Below are 23,981 nucleotides of genomic sequence, written 5' to 3'. Positions count from 1 at the left end.
CCGGCCCCGTAGAGATTAATCGCGGAAGTTCTTGAACTGGAACGGCTGCCCCAGATCGCCGCCGCGCACCAGCGCCATCACGCTCTGCAAATCGTCGCGTGACTTACCGGTCACCCGCACCTCTTCGCCCTGGATCTGTGCCTGCACCTTCAGCTTGCTGTCTTTGATCAGCTTGACGATTTTCTTCGCCACAGAGGTTTCAATCCCCTGCTTCAGCTTGGCTTCCACGCTGTAGGTTTTACCGCTGTGGGTAAACTCTTCCGGGATCTCCAGCGCAGCGCCGTCGATGCTGCGTTTGCTCAGCTTTTCGCGCAGAATGTCGAGCAGTTGCTGCACCTGGAAATCAGACTCGGTGGCAACCTTGATGCTCTGGTCTTTCTCGTTTAGCTCAAAGCTGGCCGGCACGTTGCGAAAATCCCAGCGGGTGCCGAGATCGCGGGTGGCGTTCTCAACGGCGTTACGTACTTCCTGCATATCAATTTCGGAAACGATGTCGAAAGATGGCATACTTCTTCCTCCTGAATGAGTGCCTAATAGCTTAGGCGATTTTGATGCCGAGCATGATAACCGCTTTGCCGCCTCAGACAAAATCTGCTGAACGCACGTAGGGATAGCGCTTCGGGCTGCCATAAAGCCTATAGTTAATTCACGGTAATTGAGCGGTATTCCCGTGTTTCCAAGGAGACTGAATGAAAATAACCATTCTTGGTTGCGGCGCGCTCGGACAACTGTGGCTCTCCCGGCTGTATCAGCAGGGCCACGATGTACAGGGATGGCTAAGAGTGCCGCAGCCTTTTTGCGCGGTGAACGTGATAGAGCCGGAAGGCGTCTCGTTTAATCGCAACTTACCCACTAACGATCCGGAGCACCTTGCGCAAAGCGAGCTGCTGCTGGTGACGCTGAAAGCCTGGCAGGTGTCCAGCGCGGTCAGCGCGCTGCTGCCGAAGCTGAACCCCCAGTGCGCCATTTTGCTGCTGCACAACGGCATGGGCACCCAGGAGGAGCTGCCGCCGAACGGCCAGCCGATCCTGCAGGGCACCACCACCCACGCCGCGCGCCACGAAGGCAGCACCATTATCCACGTCGCCACCGGCATCACCCACATCGGCCCGACCTCGCCGGCCGCCCAGCACCTCAGCCACCTGGCGGAAGTGCTGCATCAAGCGCTGCCCGACGTTGCCTGGCACAACAACATCGCCTCAGCCAACTGGCGCAAGCTGGCGGTCAACTGCGTGATTAACCCGCTGACGGCGCTGTATGGCTGCCGCAACGGCGATCTGCAGCGCTACCCGGAACAGATCGAAACGCTGTGCCGTGAAGTCGCCAGCGTGATGGCAATGGAGGGCTACCACACCTCCTGCGAAGGCCTGATGCAATACGTGATGGACGTGATCCACAGCACCGCCGACAACGTTTCGTCGATGCTGCAGGACATCCGCAGCCAGCGGCACACCGAGATCGACTACATCACCGGCTATCTGCTGCGCCGCGCGCGCAGCCACGGCCTCACGCTGCCGGAGAATGCGCGGCTGTTTGAACTGATTAAACGAAAGGAAAATGAATATGAGCGTATCGGCGCTGGTCTGCCTGGCACCTGGTAGCGAAGAAACCGAAGCCGTCACTGCCATCGATCTGCTGGTGCGGGCGGGCGTAAAAGTCACTACCGCCAGCGTTGCCGGCGACGGCGAGCTGACTATCGTCTGTTCGCGCGGCGTCAAACTGCTGGCCGACGCGCCGCTGGTGGCGATCGTCGATGAGCCGTTCGACGCCATCGTGCTGCCCGGCGGCCTGAAAGGCGCAGAATGCTTCCGCGACAGCCCGCTGCTGGTGGAAAAGGTACGGCAGATGCATCTGCAGGGCAACATCGTCGCCGCCATCTGCGCGGCACCGGCGCTGGTGCTGCAGCACCACGATCTGTTCCCGGTCGGCAACATGACCGGCTTCCCTGGCCTGAAAGACCAGATCCCGGCGGATAAATGGATGGAGCGCCGCGTGGTGTACGACGCCCGCGTCAACCTGCTCACCAGCCAGGGACCGGGCACCGCGATGGAGTTCGCGCTGAAGCTGATAGACCTGCTGCTCGGCAAGGCCAAAGCGGCGGAGATCGCCGCGCAGCTGGTGCTGATCCCGGGGATGTACGATTTTCGCGACTGAGCGGCTTGCTGATAAAAAAAGGGCTGAACACCGGTTCAGCCCTTGTCGTTTATGCCGCTCCGTGCGTTACGGGCGATAAACCTTCACGTTGCTGAAGCCTTGCTCCAGCAGGTACAGCGCCTGCAGGCGGCTCATCACGCCGCGCTCGCAATACAGCAGGTAGGTTTTACTCTGGTCCAGATCGCCGAACTGGGTGCTCAGCTTGTAGAACGGCAGCGCTTTCACTTCAACCTGTTCCAGCTGCAGCGGTTTTTCTTCCTGCTCGTCGTTGGAGCGGATATCCAGGATCACCTCGTCGGCGCCGAAGGCCGCGACGGTTTCCACCTCGGTTACCTGCTCCTGCGCCTGCTCGGCGATAGAGCGAATATCGACGTTCTTCGCTTCGCTCACCACCCGGTCGAGAATGCTGAAATCGAAGTGGCTCTCTTCCTCTTCGATCTTGGCCTTGATCGCTTTCACCGTCGGGCTCTTCGAAATCACGCCGCAGTATTCCGGCATGGTTTTGGCGAAGTCTTCGGTGCCGATTTCGCGCGCCAGTTTGATGATGTGCTCTTTATCGTGCGAGATCAGCGGACGCAGGATCAGGGTATCGGACGCATTGTCGATCAAACGCAGGTTGGTCAGCGTCTGGCTGGAGACCTGCCCCAGCGCCTCGCCGGTCACCAGCGCCTGCACGCCGTAGCGTTCAGCCACTTGCGAAGCGGCTCGCACCATCATGCGCTTGAGCACCACGCCCATCTGGCCGTCGTCGACCTTCTCCAGGATCTCACCCACCACCGGCTCGAAGTCGATGGCGACGAAGCGCACCTTGTGCGAGCTGGCGAAGCGATTCCACAGGTAGTGCGCCACCTGCTTCACGCCGATCTCGTGCGCGGCGCCACCCAGGTTGAAGAAGCAGAAGTGCACGCGGCAGCCTCGGCGCATCAGCATGTAGCTGGACACGCCCGAGTCGAAACCGCCGGAAATCAGCGACATTACGTCTTCCTGAGTGCCGACCGGGTAACCACCGATGCCTTCGAGGCGGCGTTTGACCAGCATCAGCTTGTCGTCTTCGATCTCCAGGTTTACCGTAACCTGCGGGCGGGTAAGGTTGACGCGCGCGCTTTCGATGTGTTGGTTCAGGCCGCCGCCGACGTAACGCTCCACGTCCTGCGAGTTGAACGCCTGCTTGCCGCGGCGCTTGACGCGCACGCAGAAGGTTTTGCCTTCCAGCTGGGCGCGGTAGGCTTCCAGCGTCTGCTCAAAGATGTGGTGGATATCGGTATAAGCGCGATCTTCCACCTCCAGAATATGGTGGATACCGGGAATGCGCGTCAGGGCGTCGGCAATGATCGGCCGCTGGTTTTCATCTTTGGCGCGAACTTCGATATGATCCCAGTGACGGACGACCGCCAGCGTTTCATCATACTGCTTCAGGACGTTGCGAATATTGGTCGAGAGAATCTTGATAAAGCGCAAGCGCACAGATTGGCTCTTGATGGTGATTTCCGGGAACAATTTAATGATAAACTTCATGGCGGTCTTTGTTGTCAGATAAGAATTACGGCGCGGAGTATATCACCATATCGCCGTGCTCTGCGCACAAAACCACACATGAGCGCCATGATTTGCTAATCAAGATCCGCTAGGATAGGCTCTGGCGCCACGGTTCACATGATGACGTAAAAAGAAAATTATGCCGAAAAAACCAGCACAATCAGCCAGTACAGAGCAAACTGCCAGCTTTGAAAGCGCCCTCGGCGAGCTGGAAAGCATCGTGACGCGTCTGGAGTCGGGCGAACTGCCGCTGGAAGACGCGCTGAACGAGTTCGAACGCGGCGTACAGCTGGCGCGTCAGGGCCAGCAGAAACTGCAACAGGCGGAACAGCGTGTGCAGATACTTCTTAACGACAGCGCCGACGATGCGGCGCTGGCGCCTTTCACACCGGATGCCGAGTAACCGACATGTCTGAGATCGCCCCATCGGCCGCTTTTGCCGATCAACTGCAGATTTTCCGCCAGCGCGCCGATCGCGCGCTGCTGGACTTCATCGCCCCGCTGCCGTTCAACGACGGCAACATGGTGGCGGCGATGCGTCACGGCGCCTTACTGGGCGGCAAGCGCCTGCGCCCGTTTCTGGTGTACACCACCGGCCAGATGTTCGGCGTGTCGCTGGCCAACCTGGACGCGCCGGCGGCGGCGGTGGAATGCATTCACGCCTACTCGCTGATCCACGACGATCTGCCGGCGATGGACGACGACGATCTGCGCCGCGGCCAGCCGACCTGCCACATTAAATTCGGCGAAGCCAACGCGATACTGGCCGGCGATGCGCTGCAAACGCTGGCGTTTTCGATCCTGGCCGATGCCGAAATGCCTGACGTGGCCCTGCGCGATCGGCTGGCGATGGTCTCTGAACTGGCGACCGCCAGCGGCGTAGCCGGCATGTGCGGCGGCCAATCGCTGGATCTGGAAGCCGAAGGCAAGCACGTTGATCTGCAGGCGTTGGAGCAGATCCACCGCCATAAAACCGGCGCGCTGATCCGCGCAGCGGTGCGCCTGGGCGCGCTGAGCGCCGGCGAAGCCGGACGTGCGGCGCTGCCGCAGCTGGATCGTTACGCCGCCGCGGTTGGCCTGGCGTTCCAGGTGCAGGATGACATTTTGGACGTTGTCGGCGAGACTGAAAAAATCGGCAAGCGCCAGGGAGCGGACCAACAACACGGAAAGAGTACCTACCCGGCGTTACTCGGGCTTGACAGCGCGAAAGCAAAAGCGTGGGATCTCTATCAGGAAGCATTAGCTGCATTAGACACTTTGGCAGCACAATCTTATAACACAGCGCCATTGCGAGCGTTAGCCAGCTTCATTATTGAACGCGACAATTAACGTGTGACGTTAACTCCTCTGATATGAGTATCGAATGAGTCTTGATATAGCCAAATACCCAACCCTGGCGCTAGCGGAAAACCCCGAGGAACTCCGCTCACTGCCCAAAGAGAGCTTGCCGAAGCTGTGCGATGAGCTGCGGCAATACCTGCTGAACAGCGTCAGTCGCTCCAGCGGCCACTTTGCCTCCGGGCTGGGTACCGTCGAACTGACGGTGGCGTTGCATTTCGTCTACAACACGCCGTTCGATCACCTGGTGTGGGACGTCGGCCACCAGGCCTACCCGCATAAAATTCTGACCGGCCGCCGCGACCGCATCGCCACCATTCGGCAAAAAAACGGCCTGCACCCCTTCCCGTGGCGCGCCGAAAGCGAATACGACGTGCTGTCGGTCGGCCACTCGTCGACCTCGATCAGCGCCGGCCTCGGCATGGCGGTGGCGGCAGAGCGTGAAGGCAAAGGCCGCCGCACGGTGTGTGTGATCGGCGACGGCGCCATCACCGCCGGCATGGCGTTCGAAGCGATGAACCACGCCGGCGACATCAACCCGGACATGCTGGTGGTGCTGAACGACAATGAGATGTCGATCTCGGAAAACGTCGGCGCGCTGAACAACCACCTGGCGCAGCTGTTGTCCGGCAAGCTTTACTCCACCCTGCGCGAAGGCGGCAAGAAAGTGCTGGCCGGCGTGCCGCCGATCAAAGAGCTGGTGAAACGCACCGAAGAGCACCTGAAAGGCATGGTGGTGCCGGGCACGCTGTTCGAAGAGCTGGGCTTTAACTACATCGGCCCGGTAGACGGGCACGACGTGCAGGGGCTGGTTGCCACGTTGAAAAACATGCGCGATCTGAAAGGCCCGCAGCTGTTGCACATCATGACCAAGAAAGGCCGCGGTTACGCACCGGCGGAGAAAGATCCGATCAGCTTCCACGCCGTACCGAAGTTCGATCCTGCCAGCGGCACGCTGCCGAAAAGCGCCGGCGGTCTGCCGACCTATTCGAAAATCTTCGGCGACTGGCTGTGTGAAACCGCCGCCAAAGACAGCTCGCTGATGGCAATCACGCCGGCAATGCGCGAAGGTTCCGGCATGGTGCAGTTCTCCCGCGACTACCCGCAGCAATATTTCGACGTGGCGATTGCCGAGCAGCACGCGGTTACCTTCGCCGCCGGGCTGGCGATCGGCGGCTACAAGCCGGTGGTGGCGATCTATTCCACCTTCCTGCAACGCGCCTACGACCAGCTGATCCATGACGTGGCAATCCAGAACCTGCCGGTGATGTTTGCCATCGATCGCGGCGGCATCGTCGGCGCCGACGGCCAGACTCACCAGGGGGCGTTCGATCTGTCGTTCATGCGCTGCATCCCGACCATGGTGATCATGACGCCGAGCGACGAGAACGAATGCCGCCAGATGCTGTATACCGGCTATCACTACAATGCCGGCCCGAGTGCCGTGCGCTATCCGCGCGGCACCGGCACCGGCGCGGCGCTGGAGCCGCTCAGCCTGCTGCCGATCGGCAAAGGCGTGGTACGCCGCCAGGGGGAGAAGATCGCCATTCTCAACTTCGGCACCCTGCTGCCGGAGGCCGCGCAAGCGGCGGAAGCGCTCAACGCCACGCTGGTCGACATGCGCTTCGTCAAACCGCTGGACGAGCAGCTGGTGCTCGAACTGGCCGCCAGCCATGAAACGCTGGTCACGTTGGAAGAGAACGCGATCATGGGCGGCGCCGGCAGCGGCGTCAACGAACTGCTGATGGCCAAACGCCGTCCGGTGCCGGTGCTGAACCTCGGCCTGCCGGACAGCTTCGTCTCGCAGGGCACCCAGGAAGAACTGCGCGCCGATCTGGGGTTGGATGCCGCTGGCATTCAGCGCCAAATCGAAACCTGGCTGGCGCAGTAATCGCCACTCGCGCCTGACAAAACGCCTCCGCCTTCGGGGGCGTTTTTGTTTCCGCCCCCTCTCCCCCGAGATCCGCGCTACAGTTACTGTCTGAGTTGTGAATGGGAGGCAAGCATGAAGTACCTGAAACTGGGCAACACCGATCTGAACGTCTCGCGTATCTGCCTGGGTTGCATGACCTACGGCGAACCGAACCGCGGCAATCACGCCTGGACGCTGCCGGAAGAGAGCAGCCGCCCGCTGCTGAAACAGGCGCTGGAAGCCGGCATCAACTTTTTCGACACCGCCAACAGCTATTCCGACGGCAGCAGCGAGGAAATCCTCGGCCGGGCGCTGCGCGACTATGCACGCCGCGAAGACGTGGTGGTCGCCACCAAGGTGTATTTCCCGCTGAGTAACCTGAAGCGCGGTTTATCGCGCGCCAACATCCTGCAGTCCATCGACGACAGCCTGCGGCGCCTGGGCACCGACTATGTCGATTTGCTGCAGATCCACCGCTGGGATTACGAAACACCGCTGGAAGAGACGCTGGAAGCGCTGCACGACGTGGTGAAAGCCGGTAAGGCGCGTTACATCGGCGCCTCCTCGATGTACGCCTGGCAGTTCGCCAAGGCGCTGTATACCGCCGATCTGCACGGCTGGACGCGCTTCGTCAGCATGCAGGATCAATACAACCTGATTCAGCGCGAAGAAGAGCGCGAAATGCATCCGCTGTGCGCCGCCGAAGACATCGCCGTGCTGCCGTGGAGCCCGCTGGCGCGCGGCCGCCTGACCCGCCCCTGGGGCGAAACCACCGCGCGGCTGGTTTCCGACCAGTTCGGCAAGAGCCTGTATGAGGAAACTGAAGGCATCGACGCCATTATCGCCGAGCGCGTCGCCAGCCTCGCCGAGGAACGCGGCGTTTCACGCGCACAGATCGCGCTGGCCTGGCTGCTGAACAAACCGGCGGTCAGCGCGCCGATCGTCGGCGCTTCGCGCAGCGAACAGCTGGACGACGCCATCGCCGCGGTCGATTTGAGTTTGTCGCCGCAAGAAGTCGCGGAGCTGGAGACGGCTTACGTGCCGCATCGGGTGACAGGATTTGAATAAAGAGAAGCGGGCGCGAAACAGCGCGCCCGTCTGTCAGAACAGCCCGATCGGCCAGTGGTGCCCAATCAGGTAGATGATGCCGGCGGACAGCACGCCGGCGATGATATCGTCGACCATGATGCCCATGCCGCCATGCACGTTGCGGTCGAACCAGCGGATCGGCCACGGTTTCCACATATCCAGAATGCGGAAGATGACGAAACCGGCGGCAACCCAGCGCCAGTCGTTGACCGGCAGCGCCATCAGCGTGATCCACATGCCGACGAACTCGTCCCAGACGATGCTGCCGTGATCGTGCACCTTCATGTCTTTTGCCGTGCGGTGGCAAATATAGACGCCGATGCAGATGCTGAACATCACCGCCAGCGAGTAAAGCTGCCACGGTAGCTGGATCAGCAGCAGCCAGAACGGGATCGCCGCCAGCGATCCCATGGTGCCCGGCATCACCGGCGACAAACCGCTGCCAAACCCGGTGGCCAGCAGGTGCCACGGATTGCTCATCCGCAGCCGACGCTTGGCTTCATCCATGGGTGCCCGGCTCCGCGTTGAAATGATCGAACCCAATCCAATCCAGCTCTACCGCTTCGTCGTTGCGATAATAGCGGATGCCTTCAGACAGCGGGCCAATTTGGCCGATGCAGGTGTAGTCGGCCCCGAGGTGGCTCAGCGCCACTTCCAGCGCGCCGCGGTTGATCTCCGGCACGGTGAAGCACAGCTCATAATCTTCGCCGCCCGCCAGCGCCCAACGCAGCGCCTGCTCGGCATCGGCGTGGCTGCTCAGCGCCTGCGACATCGGCAGCTCGTCCAGCACGATGCGCGCGCCACAGTCGCTGGCCTTCAGGATATGCTTCAGATCGGAAATCAGGCCGTCGGAGATGTCGATCGCCGAGCTGGCCAGATCCCGCAGCGCCTGCCCCTGCAGCACCCGCGGCTGCGGCCGCAGATGGCGGGCGACCAGATAATCGCGCGCCGCCGCATCCTTCACCGCCAGGCGATCCTGCAGGATCGCCAGACCGGCGGCGCTGTCGCCCAGCGTGCCGGTCACATAGATCCAGTCGCCGATGCGCGCACCGCTGCGGGTCAGCGCCCGGCCGGCCGGGATCAGCCCCTGAATGGTCAACGTCATGCTCAGCGGGCCGCGCGTGGTATCGCCGCCGATCAGCTGCATGCCATAATAGTTGAGCTGATCGAACAGGCTGTCGCTGAAGGCCTTCAGCCACGGCTCGTCCACCTCCGGCAGGGTCAGCGCCAGCGAAAGCCAGGCCGGATCGGCACCCATCGCCGCCAGATCGCTCAGATTGACCGCCAGCGCCTTATAGCCGAGATCGGCCGGATCGATGTCCGGCAGGAAGTGAATGCCCGCGACCAACGTATCGGTACTGACGGCCACCAGCTGTTTTTCCGGCACTGCCAGCAGTGCGCAGTCATCTCCAATGCCCAACTGTACATCCCGGCGCACGCGCTTAAACCGGTCAAAATAGCGGGCAATGAGGTCAAATTCGCCGCATGCCATATCGATATTCCACTAGAAGAAATTAAGGCCGGGAATGCCGGCCTTAAAGTTTTACTTTTTCTTGCGAAGGGTTGGCGCCACTTTATCCAGCACCCCGTTCACAAACTTGTGGCTGTCTTCCGCGCCGAAGGTTTTCGCCAGTTCGATCGCTTCGTTGATCGCCACCTTGTAAGGGACATCCTCGCGCATTTTCAGTTCAAACAGCGCGACGCGCAGCACCGCGCGCTCCACCTGGCCCAGCTCTTCGAGTTGACGCGACAGGTAAGGCGCCATCAGTTCGTCCAGCATACCTGCATTCACTGCCGCGCCGGACAGCAACTCGCGAAAATAGGCGACGTCAACATCTTTGACATCCTGCTCCGTCAGGAACTGGTGTTCAACATCGGCAAGGTCGTTTTTAGACAACTGCCAAGAGTAAAGCGCTTGAACAGCGCACTCACGAGCGCGGCGACGAGCAGCAGGTTTCACGGAATTCCCCTTAACTAAATTCAGGCTTTAATAGCTTTGATAACATTAATCATTTCAAGTGCGGTCAGCGCGGCTTCAGCGCCCTTGTTACCCGCTTTGGTGCCGGCGCGTTCGATCGCCTGCTCGATGCTTTCGGTGGTCAGCACGCCAAAAGCAACCGGGATTTCGGCATTCATTGCAACGTTGCCGATGCCGGAGCTGGCTTCGCCCGCCACATATTCAAAGTGCGCAGTGCCCCCACGGATAACGGTGCCCAGCGCGATAACCGCGTCGTATTTGCCGGTTTTGGCCAATACGCTCGCCGTCAGCGGCAGCTCGTAAGCGCCCGGGACCCAGACAACGGTGATGTTGTCGTCAGCAACCTGACCAATGCGTTTCAGCGCGTCGATGGCACCTTCCAGCAGGCTGTCGTTGATGAAATTGTTAAAACGTGCAATTGCGATCGCCACACGGGCATTTGGAGTAGCAACAACACCTTCGATAACTTTCATGGGCTTTCCTTAAAAATGGGTTCAATACCCCGCAGGGGGGCGGATTCTATCATATTCTTTCATCGCCTGCGCGGCGCTTTTGTAAAACCGGCGCGCGGGCGCGAGATTCAGTGTTTCGCCCGCAGGCGCAAACGCAGATCGGGGCCGACCTGACGCACATCGCTAAAGACGAATTCCGGCGCGTCGGCCAACCGCTCCAGGCCCGGCAGGTGGCACAGGCCACGGCTATTATCGCCCAACAGTTTCGGCGCGATGTACAAAATGAGCTCATCCACCAGGCCGGCCTGCAGCAGCGCGCCGGCCAGCGATACGCCCGCCTCCACCCAGATTGAATTCACTTGGCGCTTGGCCAACAGCATCATCATCACCACCAGATCGACGCCGCCGCCGTGCGCCGGGCAGATAAACTGCTCAACGTCTTGCGGCCAGGCCTGTTCATCTGCCTGCAGGCGCGCCAGCCAGGTGGCGCCCGGCTGCTGCACCACGCGGTGCTGCGGGGTAATGCGGTTTTGGCTGTCGAGCAGGATGCGCAGCGGCTGGCGTAGATTCTCGCGCGGATAGAGGCGCTGCGTCTCGGCGTCCAATTCATCCCAACGCACCGTCAGCGACGGGTCATCCGCCAGCACGGTGGCACTGGTGCTGAGGATGGCGGCGCTCTGCGCGCGCAGGCGCTGCACGTCCTGACGCGCTTCAGGTGAGGTTATCCACTGGCTTTCGCCGGAGGCCATCGCCGTGCGGCCGTCCAGCGACGCGCCCAGCTTCAGCTGAACGTAAGGGAAACCGGTGCGCATGCGCTTGAGGAAACCCAGATTGACCGCTTCGGCCTCGGCCAGCATCAGGCCATGCCGCACCTCGACGCCGGCCTGCTGCAGCTTGTACAGCCCGCGCCCCGCCACCTGCGGGTTAGGATCTTGCATCGCTGCGACCACCCGCGTGACGCCGGCGGCCACCAGCGCATCGGCGCAGGGCGGCGTGCGGCCGTGATGGCTGCAGGGCTCAAGCGTGACATAGGCGGTGGCGCCGCGCGCCTTGTCGCCCGCCATGCGCAGCGCATGCACTTCCGCGTGCGGCTCGCCGGCGCGCAGGTGATAGCCTTCACCGACAATTTCGCCGTCGCACACGATAACGCAGCCGACGTTCGGATTGGGCGCGGTGGTAAAACGCCCCAGCCGCGCCAGTTCGAAGGCGCGCGCCATGTAAAATTCGTCGTGATGCATGAAAGATCCTTTAGTCTTGCAGGCGGGCAATCTCTTCGCCGAACTCGCGCACGTCTTCGAAGCTGCGGTACACCGACGCGAAGCGAATATAGGCGACCTTATCCAGCTTTTTCAGCGCGTCCATCACCAGATTGCCCACCAGCTTGGTCGGCACTTCGCGTTCGCCGGTGGCGCGCAGTTGGGATTTGATATGGTTAAGGGCGTTTTCCACGTCGTCCGAACTTACCGGGCGCTTTTCCAGCGCTTTCAGCATACCGCGGCGCAGTTTGTCTTCGTTGAACGGCTCGCGCACCTCATCGCTTTTAATCACTCGCGGCATCACCAGCTCGGCCACCTCAAAGGTGGTGAAGCGTTCATTGCACACCAAACACTGGCGGCGACGGCGCACTTGCGAACCGTCCCCCACCAGGCGGGAATCAATGACTTTGGTATCAACGGCGGCGCAGAAAGGGCAATGCATAACACGTCCTGATAAACGTTTTTTATAGATAAATGCAGTTTACCCCGAAGTGCAGCCACAACAAAGGGCGGCGGCCATTTGTTGCGACACGCGGCCGGGAGACGGCGCCAATATGACTTTCGCCTCCGGGCGGACTAAGCTGATAGCAGGAGATTCAGCATAGGAAATCGCCGTCATGACAACCTGTTACCCCAAAATCGCCCTGCTCGCCGCCGCCGTGTTACTGGCGGGCTGCGCGCACAACGCCGCCGTGCCTCAGCTGCGCCATCAGGTCGCCGCACTGAACCAGAAAGTGAGCGTGCTGACCGATCAAACCACCGCGCTGGAGCGGCAGAATCTGCTCAATCAGCACTCCGACAACGGCGTCTACCTGCTGCCGGCAGCCCGGAGCGCCGCCCGTTTGCAGAGCAGCCTCGGCGAGCTGAGCGTTTCGCTGAGCCACATCAAGAGCGAAGCCAACGGCACGCAGGCGCAGCTGCATGTGCGCATCCTCTCACAGGCTACGCTACCGCCGTTCAACGCGGTGGTGGAATGGGGTCAACTGGATGAGGCCACCGGCCGGCCGCTGACCGCCGAAGCACTGTCGCAACCGATCGCCAGCGCCGACTCGCTGCTGCCGAAGCCCGGTCAGGACTTCGAGCTGCGCTTCAGCGGCCTGACGCCGGAACAGCTGGGCTATATCCGCCTGCACAGTCTGGTTTCGACCGCCCAACCGGCGGTGGTGCAGCCGCACTGAAACCCGAAGCAAAAAAAGGAGCGCCATCGGCGCTCCCCCTCATTTCGCTGAATACTGCGGCGGTTAAGGCAGAATCGAAGGCTGGTCTGCGCCCTCTTTTTCCACTTTTTGCTGCAGCATGTGTTCGCGTTTCATCCCCAGTTTCAACGCCAGCGCGGACGCGACGTAGATGGAGGAGACGGTACCGATCGACACGCCGATCAGCATCGCCAGCGAGAAGCCTTGCAGCATCGCGCCACCGAAGATGTACAGCATCAGCACCACCATCAGGGTGGTCCCGGAAGTCATCAGCGTACGGCTCAGCGTCTGGGTCAACGACACGTTCATGATCTCGTAAGGCGTACCGCGGCGGATCTTGCGGAAGTTCTCACGAATACGGTCGGAAACCACGATGCTGTCGTTCAGCGAGTAGCCGATAACCGACATCAGAGACGCGACGATGGTCAGGTCAATCTCGATGTGGAACAGCGACAGCACGCCCAGCGTGATGATCACGTCGTGCGCCAGCGCGATAACCGCCCCCAGCGCCAGGCGCCATTCGAAGCGGAAACCAACGTAGATCAGGATACAGATCAACGCCACCAGCAGCGCCATGCCGCCAGTTTGCGCCAGCTCGCTGCCCACGCTCGGGCCGACGAACTCGATACGCTTCACGGTGGCGTTTTTATCCACCGAGTCGTTGATCACGCCGATCACCTTGTTGCCCAGTTCCTGGCCTGCGGTACCGGTGGCCGGTGGCATACGCACCATCACGTCGCGGCTGCTGCCGAAGTTCTGGATGATCGGATCCTGGAACCCGGCCTTCTCCAGCGTGTCGCGCATCAGGTCGAGGTTAGCCGGTTTCTCCAGGTTGATTTCAATTACCGTACCGCCGGTGAAATCCAGACCCCAGTTAAACCCGCGCACCGACATGGTGGCGATCGACGCGACCAACAGCACCAACGAGATGCCGAAGGCCACGTAGTCCCAGCGCATAAAGTCGTAGACTTTACGGCCGTAGTTGAGTTGCTCAACAGTATAATCCTGTGCCACAACGCACTCCTCAGATAGACAGCTTGTTAATGCGTTTGCCGCCGTAAAGCAGGTTGACGATGGCACGGGTACCGACAATCGCGGTGAACATGGACGTCGCCACACCGATAGCGGTGGTGATCGCAAAGCCTTTGATCGAACCGGTGCCGACTGCGTACAGGATGACCGCGGTGATCAGCGTGGTGATGTTGGCGTCGACGATACTGGAGAACGCGCCTTTATAGCCCTCATGGATCGCCTGCTGAACGGACCTGCCATTCTTCAGCTCTTCCTTGATACGTTCGTTAATCAGTACGTTGGCGTCAACCGCCACCGCCAGCGTCAACACGATCCCGGCAATGCCCGGCATGGTCAGCGTCGCCCCCGGCAACAGGGACATCACGCCGACGATCAGCACCAGGTTGGCGACCAGCGCCGTGGTGGCGATCACGCCGAACTTACGGTACCAGACCACCATGAAGACGATGGACGCCACCAGGCCCCACAGACAGGCTTCCAGACCTTGGGTGATGTTCTGCTGACCCAGGGTTGGACCGATGGTGCGCTCTTCGACGATCTGAATCGGCGCGATCAGCGCACCGGCACGCAGCAGCAGCGAAAGCTGACGCGCTTCGTTCGGGTTGCCGATACCGGTGATGCGGAAGCTGTTGCCCAGACGCGACTGAATGTTCGCCACGTTGATCACTTCTTCCTGTTTCACCAGCACCGCACGGCCATTGGCGTCTTTCTTGCCGCTGTCCTTATACTCCACGAACAGGGTCGCCATCGGCTTGCCGATGTTGTCCTTGGTGAAGTTGGACATGGACGTGCCGCCGGCGCTGTCCAGCGAGATGTTAACCTGCGGCTGGTTGTATTCGTCGGTGCTCGAGGTAGAGTCGGTGATGTGGTCACCGGTCAGGATCACGCGCTTGTACAGCACGATCGGCTGGCCGTCACGGGTGTATTTCACCTCGGAGTCGCCCGGCACGCGGCCGTTGGCCGCCGCAGTGGCGTCCGCATTGGTGTTCACCAGACGGAATTCCAGGGTCGCGGTGGCGCCCAGAATTTCTTTGGCGCGCGCGGTGTCCTGAATGCCCGGCAGCTCGACCACGATGCGGTCGGCGCCCTGGCGCTGCACCAGCGGTTCGGCGACGCCGAGCTGGTTGACGCGGTTACGCAGGATAGTGATGTTCTGCTGGACGGCGTATTCGCGCGCTTCGCTCAGACGGGCGTCCGTCAGGCTGGCTTTCATGGTGTTGGCGCCGTTGGCGGACAGCACCAGATCGCGCTGACGCGGGCCGATGTAGCTGATGGCCTGATCGCGGGCCGCATCGTCACGGAAGCGAACTTCCACGCCGTTGTTGTCCAGCTTGCGGATAGACGCGTAAGGAATGCCCTTCTCGCGCAGCTCGCTGCGCAGGGTATCCATGGTCTGTTCCTGCAGCTTGCTCAGCGCGGTGTCCATGTCCACTTCCATCAGGAAGTGCACGCCGCCGCGCAGGTCCAGGCCGAGTTTCATCGGCTCTGCGCCCAGCATGGCCAGCCAGGTCGGCGTGGCCGGCGCCAGGTTCAGCGCCACGACGAATTTGTCACCCAGCTCGGTCACCAGCGCTTCGCGGGCGCGCAGCTGAACGTCAGGATCTTTAAAGCGAGCCAGGATGGCGCCATTTTCCAGCGCAATCGACTTGCTCGCGATGTTGTCTTTTTCTAATACGGTACGGACCTGGTCCAGCGTAGTTTCACTGGCGGCGACGCCGCGCGCGCCAGTGATTTGTACGGCCGGATCCTCACCGTAGATGTTGGGAAGCGCATAAAGCAGACCGACGAGGATCACGACGATCAACATCAGATACTTCCACAAAGGATAACGGTTTAGCACGGCAATTCCCTTCGGGAAAAAAGATTACAGGGCCTTCATGGTACCTTTCGGCAGAACGGCCGCCACGAAGTCACGCTTGATCATCACTTCCGTGGTGTCGTTCAGCGCGATGGCGATGATGCCGGTGTCGGCCACTTTGGTCACGCGACCGATCAGGCCGCCGGTGGTCAGCACTTCGTCGCCTTTACCGATGGAGTCCATCAGCTTCTTGTGATCTTTCGCGCGCTTCTGCTGTGGGCGCAGGATCATGAAGTAGAAGATCAGGCCGAACACCACCAGCATAATGATCAGAGAGTACGGGCTTCCCTGAGCCGGAGCCCCTGCGGATGCGACGGCGTCAGAAATGAAAAAGCTCATTGAAATTCCCTCATTAAGTTATCAATTATTAGATCAAGCGTTTAAAGGCGGAATCGGCTTGCCGATCCGACCATAGAAATCCGCAACAAACTGCTCTAATTTACCCTCTTCGATAGCCTGGCGTAAACCCGCCATGAGGCGCTGGTAGTGACGCAGGTTATGAATCGTGTTCAGTCGAGCACCCAATATTTCGTTGCAACGGTCGAGATGGTGCAAGTAGGCGCGGCTGTAATGGCGACACGTGTAGCAATCACAGTCCTTATCCAGCGGAGAAGTATCATCCTTGTGCTTGGCATTACGGATTTTTACCACACCGTCAGTCACGAACAGATGGCCGTTGCGGGCGTTGCGGGTCGGCATGACGCAGTCGAACATGTCGATGCCGCGACGCACGCCTTCCACCAAATCTTCCGGCTTGCCGACGCCCATCAAATAGCGTGGCTTATCTTCCGGAATTTGCGGGCAAACGTGTTCAAGAATGCGATGCATATCCTCTTTCGGCTCGCCTACAGCCAAGCCGCCCACAGCGTACCCGTCAAAGCCGATATCCACCAGCCCTTTGACGGAAACATCACGTAAATCTTCGTAAACACCGCCCTGAATGATGCCGAACAGCGCATTTTTATTTTCCAGCTCGTCGAAACGCTTGCGGCTGCGCTCCGCCCAGCGCAGCGACATTTCCATCGAACGCTTGGCGTAGTCCCAGTCGGCCGGGTACGGCGTACATTCGTCGAAGATCATCACGATGTCGGAACCCAGGTCATACTGGATTTCCATCGATTTTTCCGGGCTCAGGAACACCTTGTCGCCGTTGATCGGGTTGCGGAAGTACACGCCTTCCTCTTTGATCTTGCGCATCGCCCCCAGGCTGAATACCTGGAAACCGCCGGAATCGGTAAGGATCGGCCCATGCCACTGCATGAAGTCGTGCAGATCGCCGTGCAGTTTCATGATCTCCTGGCCCGGGCGCAGCCACAGGTGGAAGGTGTTGCCCAGCAGGATCTGTGCGCCGGTCTCTTTCACTTCTTCCGGCGTCATGCCCTTGACCGTGCCGTAGGTACCGACCGGCATAAAGGCCGGGGTTTCCACCACGCCGCGGTCGAAGATCAGGCGGCCGCGACGCGCGCGGCCATCGGTAGTTTGTAGTTCGTACTTCACAAAGCCTCCAGCATCAGAGAAACAGTCTGATGTCGTTGAAACGGGGCCGCGCCGTGGGCGCAGCCCAGGAAATTAACCGCCGACGGACTCGTTTTCCGCCTGCGGGTTACGGCTGATGAACATCGCATCGCCGTAGCTGAAAAAGCGATACTGCTCGGCCACCGCCTGCTGATAGGCGTTCATGGTATTTTTATAGCCGGCGAAGGCCGACACCAGCATGATCAGGGTCGATTCCGGCAGGTGGAAATTGGTCACCAGCGCGTCGATCACCTGATAGTGATAGCCCGGATAGATAAAGATGCTGGTATCGCCGAAGAACGGCGCAATCAGCGCCTCTTTGCTGGCCGTCGCGGCGCTTTCCAGCGAGCGCACCGAGGTGGTGCCCACCGCCACGACGCGTTTGCCGCGCGCCTTGCAGGCCAGCACCGCATCGACCACGTCCTGCGGCACTTCGGCGTATTCGGCGTGCATCACGTGATCTTCGATGGTTTCCACGCGCACCGGCTGGAAGGTGCCAGCGCCGACGTGCAGCGTCACGAACGCCATTTCCACGCCCTTGGCGCGCAGCGCCGCCAGCAGCGGTTCGTCGAAGTGCAGGCCGGCGGTCGGCGCGGCGACCGCGCCGGGTTTCTCGCTGTAAACCGTCTGATACAGCTCGCGGTCGGCGTCTTCATCCGGGCGGGCGATATAAGGCGGCAGCGGCATATGGCCGGCGGCGTTGAGGATAGTGAACACGTCGCGTTCGTCGTTGAAGCGCAGCTCGAACAGCGTCTCGTGGCGCGCTACCATGGTGGCGGCGATGCTCTCGTCATCCCCCAACAGCAGCTCGGCGCCCGGCTTCGGTGCTTTCGACGCACGCACGTGCGCCAGCACGCGGTGGTCGTCCAGCACTCGCTCCACCAGCACTTCAATCTTGCCGCCGCTGACCTTGCGGCCGAACATGCGCGCCGGGATCACGCGGGTATTGTTGAACACCAGCAGGTCGCCGGCTTCCAGCTTATCCAGCAGATCGGTGAATACGCCGTGCGTCAGCGCCCCGCTCGGCCCGTCCAGCTGCAGCAGGCGGCATGCGCTGCGTTCGGCCTGGGGATAGTGGGCAATCAGGGATTCGGGAAGTTCAAACGAAAAATCAGCGACGCGCATGGGTATTCACTTCTTCAATTTAGGGCTGGTTGGTAAAAAACAGGCGGCCTAGTCTAAAGCCGGGGGCGGTCAGCGGCAAGAAATAAGGAGGATTTGCCTGACTTCGGGTATAGTTGAGGGATGAATTTTCTCGCTCATCTTCACTTGGCCATGCTGGCGGACAGCTCGCTGCTGGGCAACCTGCTGGCCGATTTCGTGCGCGGCAACCCCGCCGCCGACTACCAGCCCGACGTGGTGGCCGGCATCATGATGCACCGCCGCGTCGACGTGCTGACCGACAGCTTGCCGCAGGTCAAAGCCAGCCGCGACTATTTCAGCGCCCCCTACCGCCGCGTGGCGCCGATCACCCTCGACGTGGTGTGGGACCATTTTCTGGCGCGCCACTGGCAGCAGCTGGAGCCCTCGCGCGACCTGCACCAGTTTACCCAGGAAGCCCGCAGCCAGATCGAACCTTTTCTGCCGCTCACGCCGCCGCGCTTTCAAAACCTGAACGGCTACCTGTGGCCGGAACGCTGGCTGGAGCGCTACGCCGAATTGCCGTTCATCGCCCGGGTGCTGCAGGGCATGGCCAGCCGCCGCCCGCGCCTCGATGCGCTGGCCGGCTCGTTCGCCGACGTCGAGCAACATTATCATCAGCTTGAAACACAGTTCTGGCAGTTTTACCCGCAAATGATGCGGCAGGCGAAGGACAAAGCGCTCTGAGGTCAAGCCCAAGCCATTGAAATTGCAACGCCTTGCAAGAATTTACGTTTTGCCGCTTGCCCTTTTGTGGGAAAAGGTTATTTTTAAAGCTCGCTAAATTATATCAACGACTTTGATAGGTGAAAGCTATCTCATCGATTGGTCTTTTACCCTTTATTCACCAAGTCGCGGCCCCTATACTGGCCCTTGTTTTTACATCCACCCTTTAACACCTATTACAGGAGTAATTATGGTCCTGGTAACTCGTCAAGCCCCTGACTTCACTGCAGCTGCCGTACTGGGTAGCGGCGAAATCGTTGAAAACTTCAACCTGAAGAAGCACCTGAACGGCAAACCGGCCGTGCTGTTCTTCTGGCCAATGGACTTCACCTTCGTATGCCCTTCCGAGCTGATCGCTTTCGATCACCGCTATGAAGAGTTCCAGAAGCGTGGCGTTGAAGTGGTTGGCGTTTCCTTCGACTCAGAGTTCGTCCACAACGCATGGCGTAAAACCCCTGTCGACAAAGGCGGCATCGGTGAAGTGAAATACGCAATGGTTGCTGACATCAAGCGTGAAATCCAGAAAGCTTACGGCATCGAACACCCGGAAGCCGGCGTTGCGCTGCGCGGCTCCTTCCTGATCGACAAAGACGGCATCGTGCGTGCTCAGGTTGTTAACGACCTGCCAATCGGCCGTAACATCGACGAAATGATCCGTACCGTTGATGCGCTGCAATTCCACGAAGAGCACGGTGAAGTGTGCCCGGCTCAGTGGGAAAAAGGCAAAGCAGGTATGGGCGCTTCTCCAGACGGCGTTGCAAAATACCTGTCTGAAAACGCTGCCAAGCTGTAATTTCAGCCTGATAGTGAATCAACCGGCCCACGCGGCCGGTTTTTTTATGCCCCTTTATGGGGCAGAGCGCCCACCTTCAGTGCTTTATTTCCCTGTTTCCGCTCACATTTCCCACCCTGCTCGCCGCGCGCACGCCCATCTGCGGCTACTATCAATAACGCTGGCTCGCGCTTTGCAAGTGAACAGCGGCAAGCAAACACAACACAATAAAAACTGACAGGGTAGGAATAACTATGTTTTTACAGAAATGGAGCAAACCCCTGACCATGGCGGCGCTGCTGGTCAGCGGCAGCCTGTATGCGGCATCCAACCCGGCGGTAGAAGCCAAAAACGGCATGGTGGTCACCTCGCAACACCTGGCCTCGCAGGTCGGCGTGGATATCCTGAAGATGGGCGGCAACGCCATCGACGCCGCCGTGGCAGTGGGCTATGCGCAAGCGGTGGTTAACCCCTGCTGCGGCAACATCGGCGGCGGCGGCTTTATGACCGTCCACCTGGCGGACGGCACCGACACCTTCATCAACTTCCGTGAAACCGCGCCGGCGGCGGCCAGCGCCAACATGTATCTGGATGCCGACGGCAAGGTGAAGAAAGACGCCAGCCTGTACGGCTATCTGGCGGCGGGCGTGCCGGGCACCGTGCTGGGGATGGAAACCGCGCGTGAGAAGTACGGCAAGCTGAGCCGCGAACAGGTGCTGGCGCCGGCTATCAGGCTGGCGCGCGAAGGCTTTGTGCTGACCCGCGCCGATACCGATATCCTCGACACCACCGTCGCGCGCTTCAAACAGGATCCCGAGTCGGCCAAAATCTTCCTGCGCCCGGACGGCAGCCCGCTGCAGCCGGGGGACAAGCTGGTGCAAACCGATCTGGCCAATACGCTGGAAGCCATCGCCAAAGGGGGAACCGACGCCTTCTATAAAGGCAAGATCCCGCAGGCGGTGGAGGCAGCGGCCAAACAGGGCGGCGGCATATTGACCACGGCCGACTTCGCCAATTACAAGGTCACCGAAACCCCGCCGATTACCTGCAGCTATCGCGGCTACAAGTTCGTGTCGGCGCCGCCTCCCAGCTCCGGCGGCGTGACGCTGTGCGAAATCCTCAACGTGGTGGAAGGCTACGACCTGAAAAGTATGGGCTTCAACTCGGCGGCGGCCATTCACACCATGACCGAAGCGATGCGCCATGCCTACATGGACCGCAACACCTACCTCGGCGACCCGGAATTCATCAAGAACCCGATCGACCGGCTGGTGAGCAAGAGCTACGCCGAGCAGATCCGCAAGAAAATCGTCGCGGACAAGGCCACGCCGTCGGAAAACGTGCAGCCCGGCATGGAACCGCATGAGAAACCGGAAACCACCCACTATTCGATCGTCGATCACGACGGCAACGCGGTCTCCACCACCTATACCGTCAACGGCCGCTTCGGCGCCGTGGTGATCGCACCGGGCACCGGCTTCTTCCTCAACGACGAGATGGACGACTTTACGGTCAAAGTGGGCGAGAAAAACCTGTACGGGCTGGTGCAGGGCACCGCCAACAGCATTGCCCCCGGTAAGCGCCCACTATCGTCGATGAGCCCGACGCTGGTGACCAAGGACAACAAGATCTTTATGGTACTGGGCTCGCCGGGCGGTTCGCGCATCATCACCATCACCCTGCAGACCGCGTTGAACGTGATCGACCACGGCATGGCGCCGCAGGAAGCGGTGGACGCACCGCGCATCCATCACCAATGGTTGCCGGATGAGGTGTACTACGAACAGCGCGGCGTTTCCGCCGATACGCTGAAGCTGCTGAGCGGCATGGGCTATAAGATGGTCGAGCAAACGCCGTGGGGCGCCGCCGAACTGATTCTGGTCGGTTTGCCGGGCGCGGCGGGCGTCAGCCCGGCCAACTCCGGCAACGACTCGGCGGTTTCCGGCAAGGTGCGCGAAGGCTATCTGTACGGCGCCAACGACGTGCGTCGCCCGGCAGGTTCTGCGGTCGGTTACTGATGTAAACGCCTACTCACTTTTATCGCGGGGGCCCTTTGGCCCCCGCAGCTGCTTTAGCCTTCGCAGCGCCACACGGTGGCCGACTCTTCCGCCAGCTGCAGGCGCAGCCCGCCTGCCGTTTCGCTCAACTCTCCCCGCCCTTCCACACGCCGCCACGGGCCGCGCGCCAACAGCGGGTTGTGCGGCAGCTGCGCCTGGCCGCTGCCGTCGCGCTGCAGCGCCACCAGTACCTGCTCCTGCTGATACAGGCGCACGAACACCAGCGTTTCTCCGCTGGCATACAGCACCTGACAGCCGCCGCGACGCAATGCCACGCTCTGTTTACGCAGCGCGGCCATGCGCTGGAACAGCGCCAACAGCGGCCGGTCCCAGTCGCCGACGTCCCACGGGAACGGCTTGCGGCAGAACGGATCGTTGCCGCCGTCCAGACCAATCTCATCGCCGTAGTAGAGACAAGGCACGCCAATCCAGCTCAGCAACCACACCGCTGCCATCTGCATGCGCGCCGCGTTCCCCTGCAACAGCGTGAGAAAACGCGCGGTATCGTGGCTGTCCAACTGGTTGAACTGGATCAGCTGGCGGCCGTGCGGCAGCCCGGCGCGGTAACCGTCCATCCACTGCGCGCACCCGGCGGCGTCCAGCCGCACCGGGTGATAGGCCACGTCCAGCCCCGCCAAAAATGCCCGCACCGGCAGCGCGAACCCCATGTAGTTCATCGCCGCATCCTCCACGCCGGCGTGCAGCCAGCGGCGCGCGTCACCGAAGTGCTCGCCCAAGACGTAGGCCTGCGGGTTCTCCTGCTTCACCGCCTGATAGATGCCAGCCAGGTGGTGCAGGTTGCCGGTGGCGCCGCCGTTCTCCCCCAGCATGTGCACCACGTCCAGCCGCCAACCGTCGATGCTGTACGGCGGGCGCAGCCAGTGGCGCACCACGCTGCCTTCCCCGCGATAGATCGCTTCCGCCACCTGCTGCTCGGCGAAATTGAGCTTCGGCAGGCTGGCGTTGCCCTTCCAGTCGAGCGCGCGGCCGTCCGGGTAAAAGTTGAACCAGCCACGATACGGTGAATCGGGGTGGTGACAGGCGCCGTTTTCGCCCTGGCGATGGCGGTCGAACCACGGATGCGAGTCGCCGGTGTGGTTGAATACCCCGTCCAGCACCAGTTTCATGCCCACTTTGTGAGTGCTCACTCGCAAACGCTGCAGCGCCGCGTTGCCGCCAAAGTGCGGATCGACCTGGTAATAGTCCTCGGTATCGTACTTATGCACGCTCGGCGCGGTAAAAATCGGGTTCAGATACAGCGCCGTCACGCCCAGCTGCTGCAGGTACGGCAGTTTGGCGCTGATGCCGTCCAGATCGCCGCCGTAAAAGGTCGAGGCGGCGTGGCGATCCTCCAGCGGATGCTGCCAGTCGCGCCGAATCACCTCGGCCCCGGCCGCGTGATGGCGGTAGCTGCCGCTCTGGATGCCGTGTTCGCCGCCACTGCTGGCGAAGCGATCGGGGAAAATCTGGTAGAACAGCTGATCCGCCACCCACTCGGGGCCATGGTCGGGCTCATCGACGGCGAACTGCGCCAGCTGGCCCGGCGGCGTTGGCGACCAGCCCTGCGGGCCGAACCACTGCTGGCGATCGGCCCACAGCAGCTTGAAGCAGTAACGCCGCGTCGGCTCGCCCTCATTCAGCGTCAGGCTGGCCTGGTAGCGCCGCATCCCCTCGTGGCGCTGCGCTTTCATCGCCAGCAGCCACTCTTCGTTGTCCGGTTCGGCGCGCAAAAACACCCGTTCCGGCAGTTCATCCCCCTGTAACCACAGCGTGATATCCAAACGTTGCCCTTGCTTCACCACAAAAGGCGGGACCGGTTGATGCCAGGCGTTAAGCATACTGTTTCTCCTGCTGTACCAAACGAAATCGACGGCGTTCTTCAAGAAACGAACAATGCCACGTTAAGTGCAACTCCCCCTCCTCTTTGGCCGCAAAACCCGGGGATGAGCCGGGGGGCGGAGACCGAAAAA

At 60.9% G+C, this 23,981-nt stretch carries 24 protein-coding genes; 10 read left to right on the top strand and 14 right to left on the bottom strand.

Annotated elements, in window-relative coordinates; all coding sequences use genetic code 11:
* Window positions 1–15: 15 nt before the first annotated feature.
* On the bottom strand, window positions 16–507 hold the full coding sequence (locus tag ACJ8HT_RS08965; protein ID WP_025301759.1) for a YajQ family cyclic di-GMP-binding protein: 492 nt from the start codon (window positions 505–507) through the stop codon (window positions 16–18).
* Between the two features lie 182 nt (window positions 508–689).
* Between ACJ8HT_RS08965 and panE the strand changes: the two genes are divergently transcribed.
* Both panE and yajL read left to right on the top strand, forming a co-directional pair.
* On the top strand, window positions 690–1,601 hold the full coding sequence (gene panE / locus ACJ8HT_RS08960) for a 2-dehydropantoate 2-reductase (RefSeq protein WP_033647309.1): 912 nt from the start codon (window positions 690–692) through the stop codon (window positions 1,599–1,601).
* A complete protein-coding gene (gene yajL, locus ACJ8HT_RS08955) occupies window positions 1,564–2,154 on the top strand; it encodes a protein deglycase YajL (RefSeq protein WP_063918839.1) in 591 nt (196 codons plus the stop codon). Before panE ends, yajL begins: the two co-directional genes overlap by 38 nt.
* 66 nt (window positions 2,155–2,220) lie before the next feature.
* Here yajL and thiI read toward each other — a convergent pair whose 3' ends face one another.
* Window positions 2,221–3,669 (bottom strand): tRNA uracil 4-sulfurtransferase ThiI, encoded by a 1,449-nt coding sequence (gene thiI, locus ACJ8HT_RS08950; RefSeq protein ID WP_047728729.1) that lies wholly within the window; start codon window positions 3,667–3,669, stop codon window positions 2,221–2,223.
* Between the two features lie 160 nt (window positions 3,670–3,829).
* On the opposite strand from thiI, the gene xseB reads away from it, so the two are divergent.
* The 4 genes from xseB (at window position 3,830) to ACJ8HT_RS08930 (ending at window position 8,008) form a co-directional block, all read left to right on the top strand.
* Window positions 3,830–4,093, top strand: a complete 264-nt coding sequence (gene xseB, locus ACJ8HT_RS08945; protein WP_015376838.1) for an exodeoxyribonuclease VII small subunit — start codon at window positions 3,830–3,832, stop codon at window positions 4,091–4,093.
* Window positions 4,094–4,098: 5 nt separating this feature from the next.
* Window positions 4,099–5,019, top strand: a complete 921-nt coding sequence (gene ispA / locus ACJ8HT_RS08940; RefSeq protein WP_016928868.1) for a (2E,6E)-farnesyl diphosphate synthase — start codon at window positions 4,099–4,101, stop codon at window positions 5,017–5,019.
* 34 nt (window positions 5,020–5,053) lie between these two features.
* Entirely contained in the window at window positions 5,054–6,919 is a 1,866-nt protein-coding gene (gene dxs / locus ACJ8HT_RS08935; protein ID WP_055316790.1) for a 1-deoxy-D-xylulose-5-phosphate synthase, read from the top strand.
* A gap of 114 nt (window positions 6,920–7,033) precedes the next feature.
* Window positions 7,034–8,008, top strand: coding sequence for an aldo/keto reductase (locus ACJ8HT_RS08930; RefSeq protein WP_197652293.1), 975 nt, complete (start codon window positions 7,034–7,036; stop codon window positions 8,006–8,008).
* A gap of 33 nt (window positions 8,009–8,041) precedes the next feature.
* On the opposite strand, the gene pgpA is transcribed toward ACJ8HT_RS08930, so the two are convergent.
* The 6 genes from pgpA to nrdR all read right to left on the bottom strand — a co-directional run bounded on the left by pgpA (window position 8,042) and on the right by nrdR (window position 12,157).
* On the bottom strand, window positions 8,042–8,536 hold the full coding sequence (gene pgpA / locus ACJ8HT_RS08925) for a phosphatidylglycerophosphatase A (protein ID WP_004940382.1): 495 nt from the start codon (window positions 8,534–8,536) through the stop codon (window positions 8,042–8,044).
* Window positions 8,529–9,521: a thiamine-phosphate kinase gene (gene thiL / locus ACJ8HT_RS08920; RefSeq protein WP_070915536.1), complete on the bottom strand. Its 993-nt coding sequence runs from the start codon at window positions 9,519–9,521 to the stop codon at window positions 8,529–8,531. The genes pgpA and thiL overlap by 8 nt, the downstream gene beginning before the upstream one ends.
* 51 nt (window positions 9,522–9,572) lie before the next feature.
* The gene (gene nusB / locus ACJ8HT_RS08915; protein ID WP_004940384.1) at window positions 9,573–9,989 is read right to left on the bottom strand and encodes a transcription antitermination factor NusB; all 417 of its coding nucleotides are present in this window, start codon (window positions 9,987–9,989) and stop codon (window positions 9,573–9,575) included.
* A 20-nt stretch (window positions 9,990–10,009) separates the two neighbouring features.
* Complete coding sequence (ribH, locus tag ACJ8HT_RS08910; RefSeq protein ID WP_004940385.1) at window positions 10,010–10,480, bottom strand: 6,7-dimethyl-8-ribityllumazine synthase; 471 nt, start codon at window positions 10,478–10,480, stop codon at window positions 10,010–10,012.
* Between the two features lie 107 nt (window positions 10,481–10,587).
* Window positions 10,588–11,697, bottom strand: a complete 1,110-nt coding sequence (gene ribD / locus ACJ8HT_RS08905) for a bifunctional diaminohydroxyphosphoribosylaminopyrimidine deaminase/5-amino-6-(5-phosphoribosylamino)uracil reductase RibD (protein WP_197652294.1) — start codon at window positions 11,695–11,697, stop codon at window positions 10,588–10,590.
* A gap of 10 nt (window positions 11,698–11,707) precedes the next feature.
* Window positions 11,708–12,157: a transcriptional regulator NrdR gene (nrdR, locus tag ACJ8HT_RS08900; protein WP_004940387.1), complete on the bottom strand. Its 450-nt coding sequence runs from the start codon at window positions 12,155–12,157 to the stop codon at window positions 11,708–11,710.
* 175 nt (window positions 12,158–12,332) lie between these two features.
* Between nrdR and ACJ8HT_RS08895 the strand changes: the two genes are divergently transcribed.
* The gene (locus tag ACJ8HT_RS08895) at window positions 12,333–12,893 is read left to right on the top strand and encodes a DUF3251 domain-containing protein (RefSeq protein ID WP_194572998.1); all 561 of its coding nucleotides are present in this window, start codon (window positions 12,333–12,335) and stop codon (window positions 12,891–12,893) included.
* Between the two features lie 63 nt (window positions 12,894–12,956).
* Here the strand turns inward: ACJ8HT_RS08895 and secF are convergent, their stop codons facing one another.
* The 5 genes from secF to queA form a co-directional block, all read right to left on the bottom strand.
* Window positions 12,957–13,925 carry a protein translocase subunit SecF gene (gene secF, locus ACJ8HT_RS08890; RefSeq protein ID WP_019454209.1) on the bottom strand — a complete coding sequence of 323 codons (969 nt, stop codon included), beginning with the start codon at window positions 13,923–13,925 and terminating at the stop codon, window positions 12,957–12,959.
* Between the two features lie 10 nt (window positions 13,926–13,935).
* Complete coding sequence (gene secD, locus ACJ8HT_RS08885) at window positions 13,936–15,783, bottom strand: protein translocase subunit SecD (protein ID WP_071845295.1); 1,848 nt, start codon at window positions 15,781–15,783, stop codon at window positions 13,936–13,938.
* 24 nt (window positions 15,784–15,807) lie between these two features.
* Complete coding sequence (gene yajC, locus ACJ8HT_RS08880; RefSeq protein WP_004940391.1) at window positions 15,808–16,140, bottom strand: preprotein translocase subunit YajC; 333 nt, start codon at window positions 16,138–16,140, stop codon at window positions 15,808–15,810.
* Between the two features lie 33 nt (window positions 16,141–16,173).
* The gene (gene tgt / locus ACJ8HT_RS08875) at window positions 16,174–17,298 is read right to left on the bottom strand and encodes a tRNA guanosine(34) transglycosylase Tgt (RefSeq protein WP_033647322.1); all 1,125 of its coding nucleotides are present in this window, start codon (window positions 17,296–17,298) and stop codon (window positions 16,174–16,176) included.
* 72 nt (window positions 17,299–17,370) lie between these two features.
* The gene (queA, locus tag ACJ8HT_RS08870; protein WP_197652295.1) at window positions 17,371–18,441 is read right to left on the bottom strand and encodes a tRNA preQ1(34) S-adenosylmethionine ribosyltransferase-isomerase QueA; all 1,071 of its coding nucleotides are present in this window, start codon (window positions 18,439–18,441) and stop codon (window positions 17,371–17,373) included.
* 120 nt (window positions 18,442–18,561) lie between these two features.
* Here queA and ACJ8HT_RS08865 point away from each other — a divergent pair, with 120 nt between their 5' ends.
* From ACJ8HT_RS08865 to ggt, 3 genes are all read left to right on the top strand, one after another.
* Window positions 18,562–19,143, top strand: coding sequence for an ACP phosphodiesterase (locus tag ACJ8HT_RS08865; RefSeq protein ID WP_046688353.1), 582 nt, complete (start codon window positions 18,562–18,564; stop codon window positions 19,141–19,143).
* Window positions 19,144–19,372: 229 nt separating this feature from the next.
* Window positions 19,373–19,975: a peroxiredoxin C gene (locus tag ACJ8HT_RS08860; protein WP_019454212.1), complete on the top strand. Its 603-nt coding sequence runs from the start codon at window positions 19,373–19,375 to the stop codon at window positions 19,973–19,975.
* A gap of 233 nt (window positions 19,976–20,208) precedes the next feature.
* Complete coding sequence (ggt, locus tag ACJ8HT_RS08855; RefSeq protein WP_197652296.1) at window positions 20,209–21,972, top strand: gamma-glutamyltransferase; 1,764 nt, start codon at window positions 20,209–20,211, stop codon at window positions 21,970–21,972.
* Window positions 21,973–22,025: 53 nt separating this feature from the next.
* Here ggt and malZ read toward each other — a convergent pair whose 3' ends face one another.
* Complete coding sequence (malZ, locus tag ACJ8HT_RS08850; protein ID WP_197652297.1) at window positions 22,026–23,849, bottom strand: maltodextrin glucosidase; 1,824 nt, start codon at window positions 23,847–23,849, stop codon at window positions 22,026–22,028.
* Window positions 23,850–23,981: the final 132 nt, after the last annotated feature.

Origin of the sequence: Serratia sp. CY44782 (assembly GCF_052168715.1) — a bacterium.
In the GTDB taxonomy this organism is placed as follows: domain Bacteria; phylum Pseudomonadota; class Gammaproteobacteria; order Enterobacterales; family Enterobacteriaceae; genus Serratia; species Serratia nevei.
This window is presented reverse-complemented; position numbering and strand designations above follow the sequence as displayed.

Bases quoted from the DNA above. Each gene is read 5' to 3' on its own strand.
- pgpA (WP_004940382.1), bottom strand. From the start codon at position 8,536: ATGGATGAAGCCAAGCGTCGGCTGCGGATGAGCAATCCGTGGCACCTG.
- ribD (WP_197652294.1), bottom strand. From the start codon at position 11,697: ATGCATCACGACGAATTTTACATGGCGCGCGCCTTCGAACTGGCGCGG.
- xseB (WP_015376838.1), top strand. From the start codon at position 3,830: ATGCCGAAAAAACCAGCACAATCAGCCAGTACAGAGCAAACTGCCAGC.
- nrdR (WP_004940387.1), bottom strand. From the start codon at position 12,157: ATGCATTGCCCTTTCTGCGCCGCCGTTGATACCAAAGTCATTGATTCC.
- ggt (WP_197652296.1), top strand. From the start codon at position 20,209: ATGTTTTTACAGAAATGGAGCAAACCCCTGACCATGGCGGCGCTGCTG.
- panE (WP_033647309.1), top strand. From the start codon at position 690: ATGAAAATAACCATTCTTGGTTGCGGCGCGCTCGGACAACTGTGGCTC.
- ACJ8HT_RS08865 (WP_046688353.1), top strand. From the start codon at position 18,562: ATGAATTTTCTCGCTCATCTTCACTTGGCCATGCTGGCGGACAGCTCG.
- ACJ8HT_RS08965 (WP_025301759.1), bottom strand. From the start codon at position 507: ATGCCATCTTTCGACATCGTTTCCGAAATTGATATGCAGGAAGTACGT.
- ACJ8HT_RS08895 (WP_194572998.1), top strand. From the start codon at position 12,333: ATGACAACCTGTTACCCCAAAATCGCCCTGCTCGCCGCCGCCGTGTTA.
- ribH (WP_004940385.1), bottom strand. From the start codon at position 10,480: ATGAAAGTTATCGAAGGTGTTGTTGCTACTCCAAATGCCCGTGTGGCG.
- yajC (WP_004940391.1), bottom strand. From the start codon at position 16,140: ATGAGCTTTTTCATTTCTGACGCCGTCGCATCCGCAGGGGCTCCGGCT.
- thiL (WP_070915536.1), bottom strand. From the start codon at position 9,521: ATGGCATGCGGCGAATTTGACCTCATTGCCCGCTATTTTGACCGGTTT.
- yajL (WP_063918839.1), top strand. From the start codon at position 1,564: ATGAGCGTATCGGCGCTGGTCTGCCTGGCACCTGGTAGCGAAGAAACC.
- dxs (WP_055316790.1), top strand. From the start codon at position 5,054: ATGAGTCTTGATATAGCCAAATACCCAACCCTGGCGCTAGCGGAAAAC.
- queA (WP_197652295.1), bottom strand. From the start codon at position 18,441: ATGCGCGTCGCTGATTTTTCGTTTGAACTTCCCGAATCCCTGATTGCC.
- thiI (WP_047728729.1), bottom strand. From the start codon at position 3,669: ATGAAGTTTATCATTAAATTGTTCCCGGAAATCACCATCAAGAGCCAA.
- malZ (WP_197652297.1), bottom strand. From the start codon at position 23,849: ATGCTTAACGCCTGGCATCAACCGGTCCCGCCTTTTGTGGTGAAGCAA.
- ACJ8HT_RS08860 (WP_019454212.1), top strand. From the start codon at position 19,373: ATGGTCCTGGTAACTCGTCAAGCCCCTGACTTCACTGCAGCTGCCGTA.
- ispA (WP_016928868.1), top strand. From the start codon at position 4,099: ATGTCTGAGATCGCCCCATCGGCCGCTTTTGCCGATCAACTGCAGATT.
- ACJ8HT_RS08930 (WP_197652293.1), top strand. From the start codon at position 7,034: ATGAAGTACCTGAAACTGGGCAACACCGATCTGAACGTCTCGCGTATC.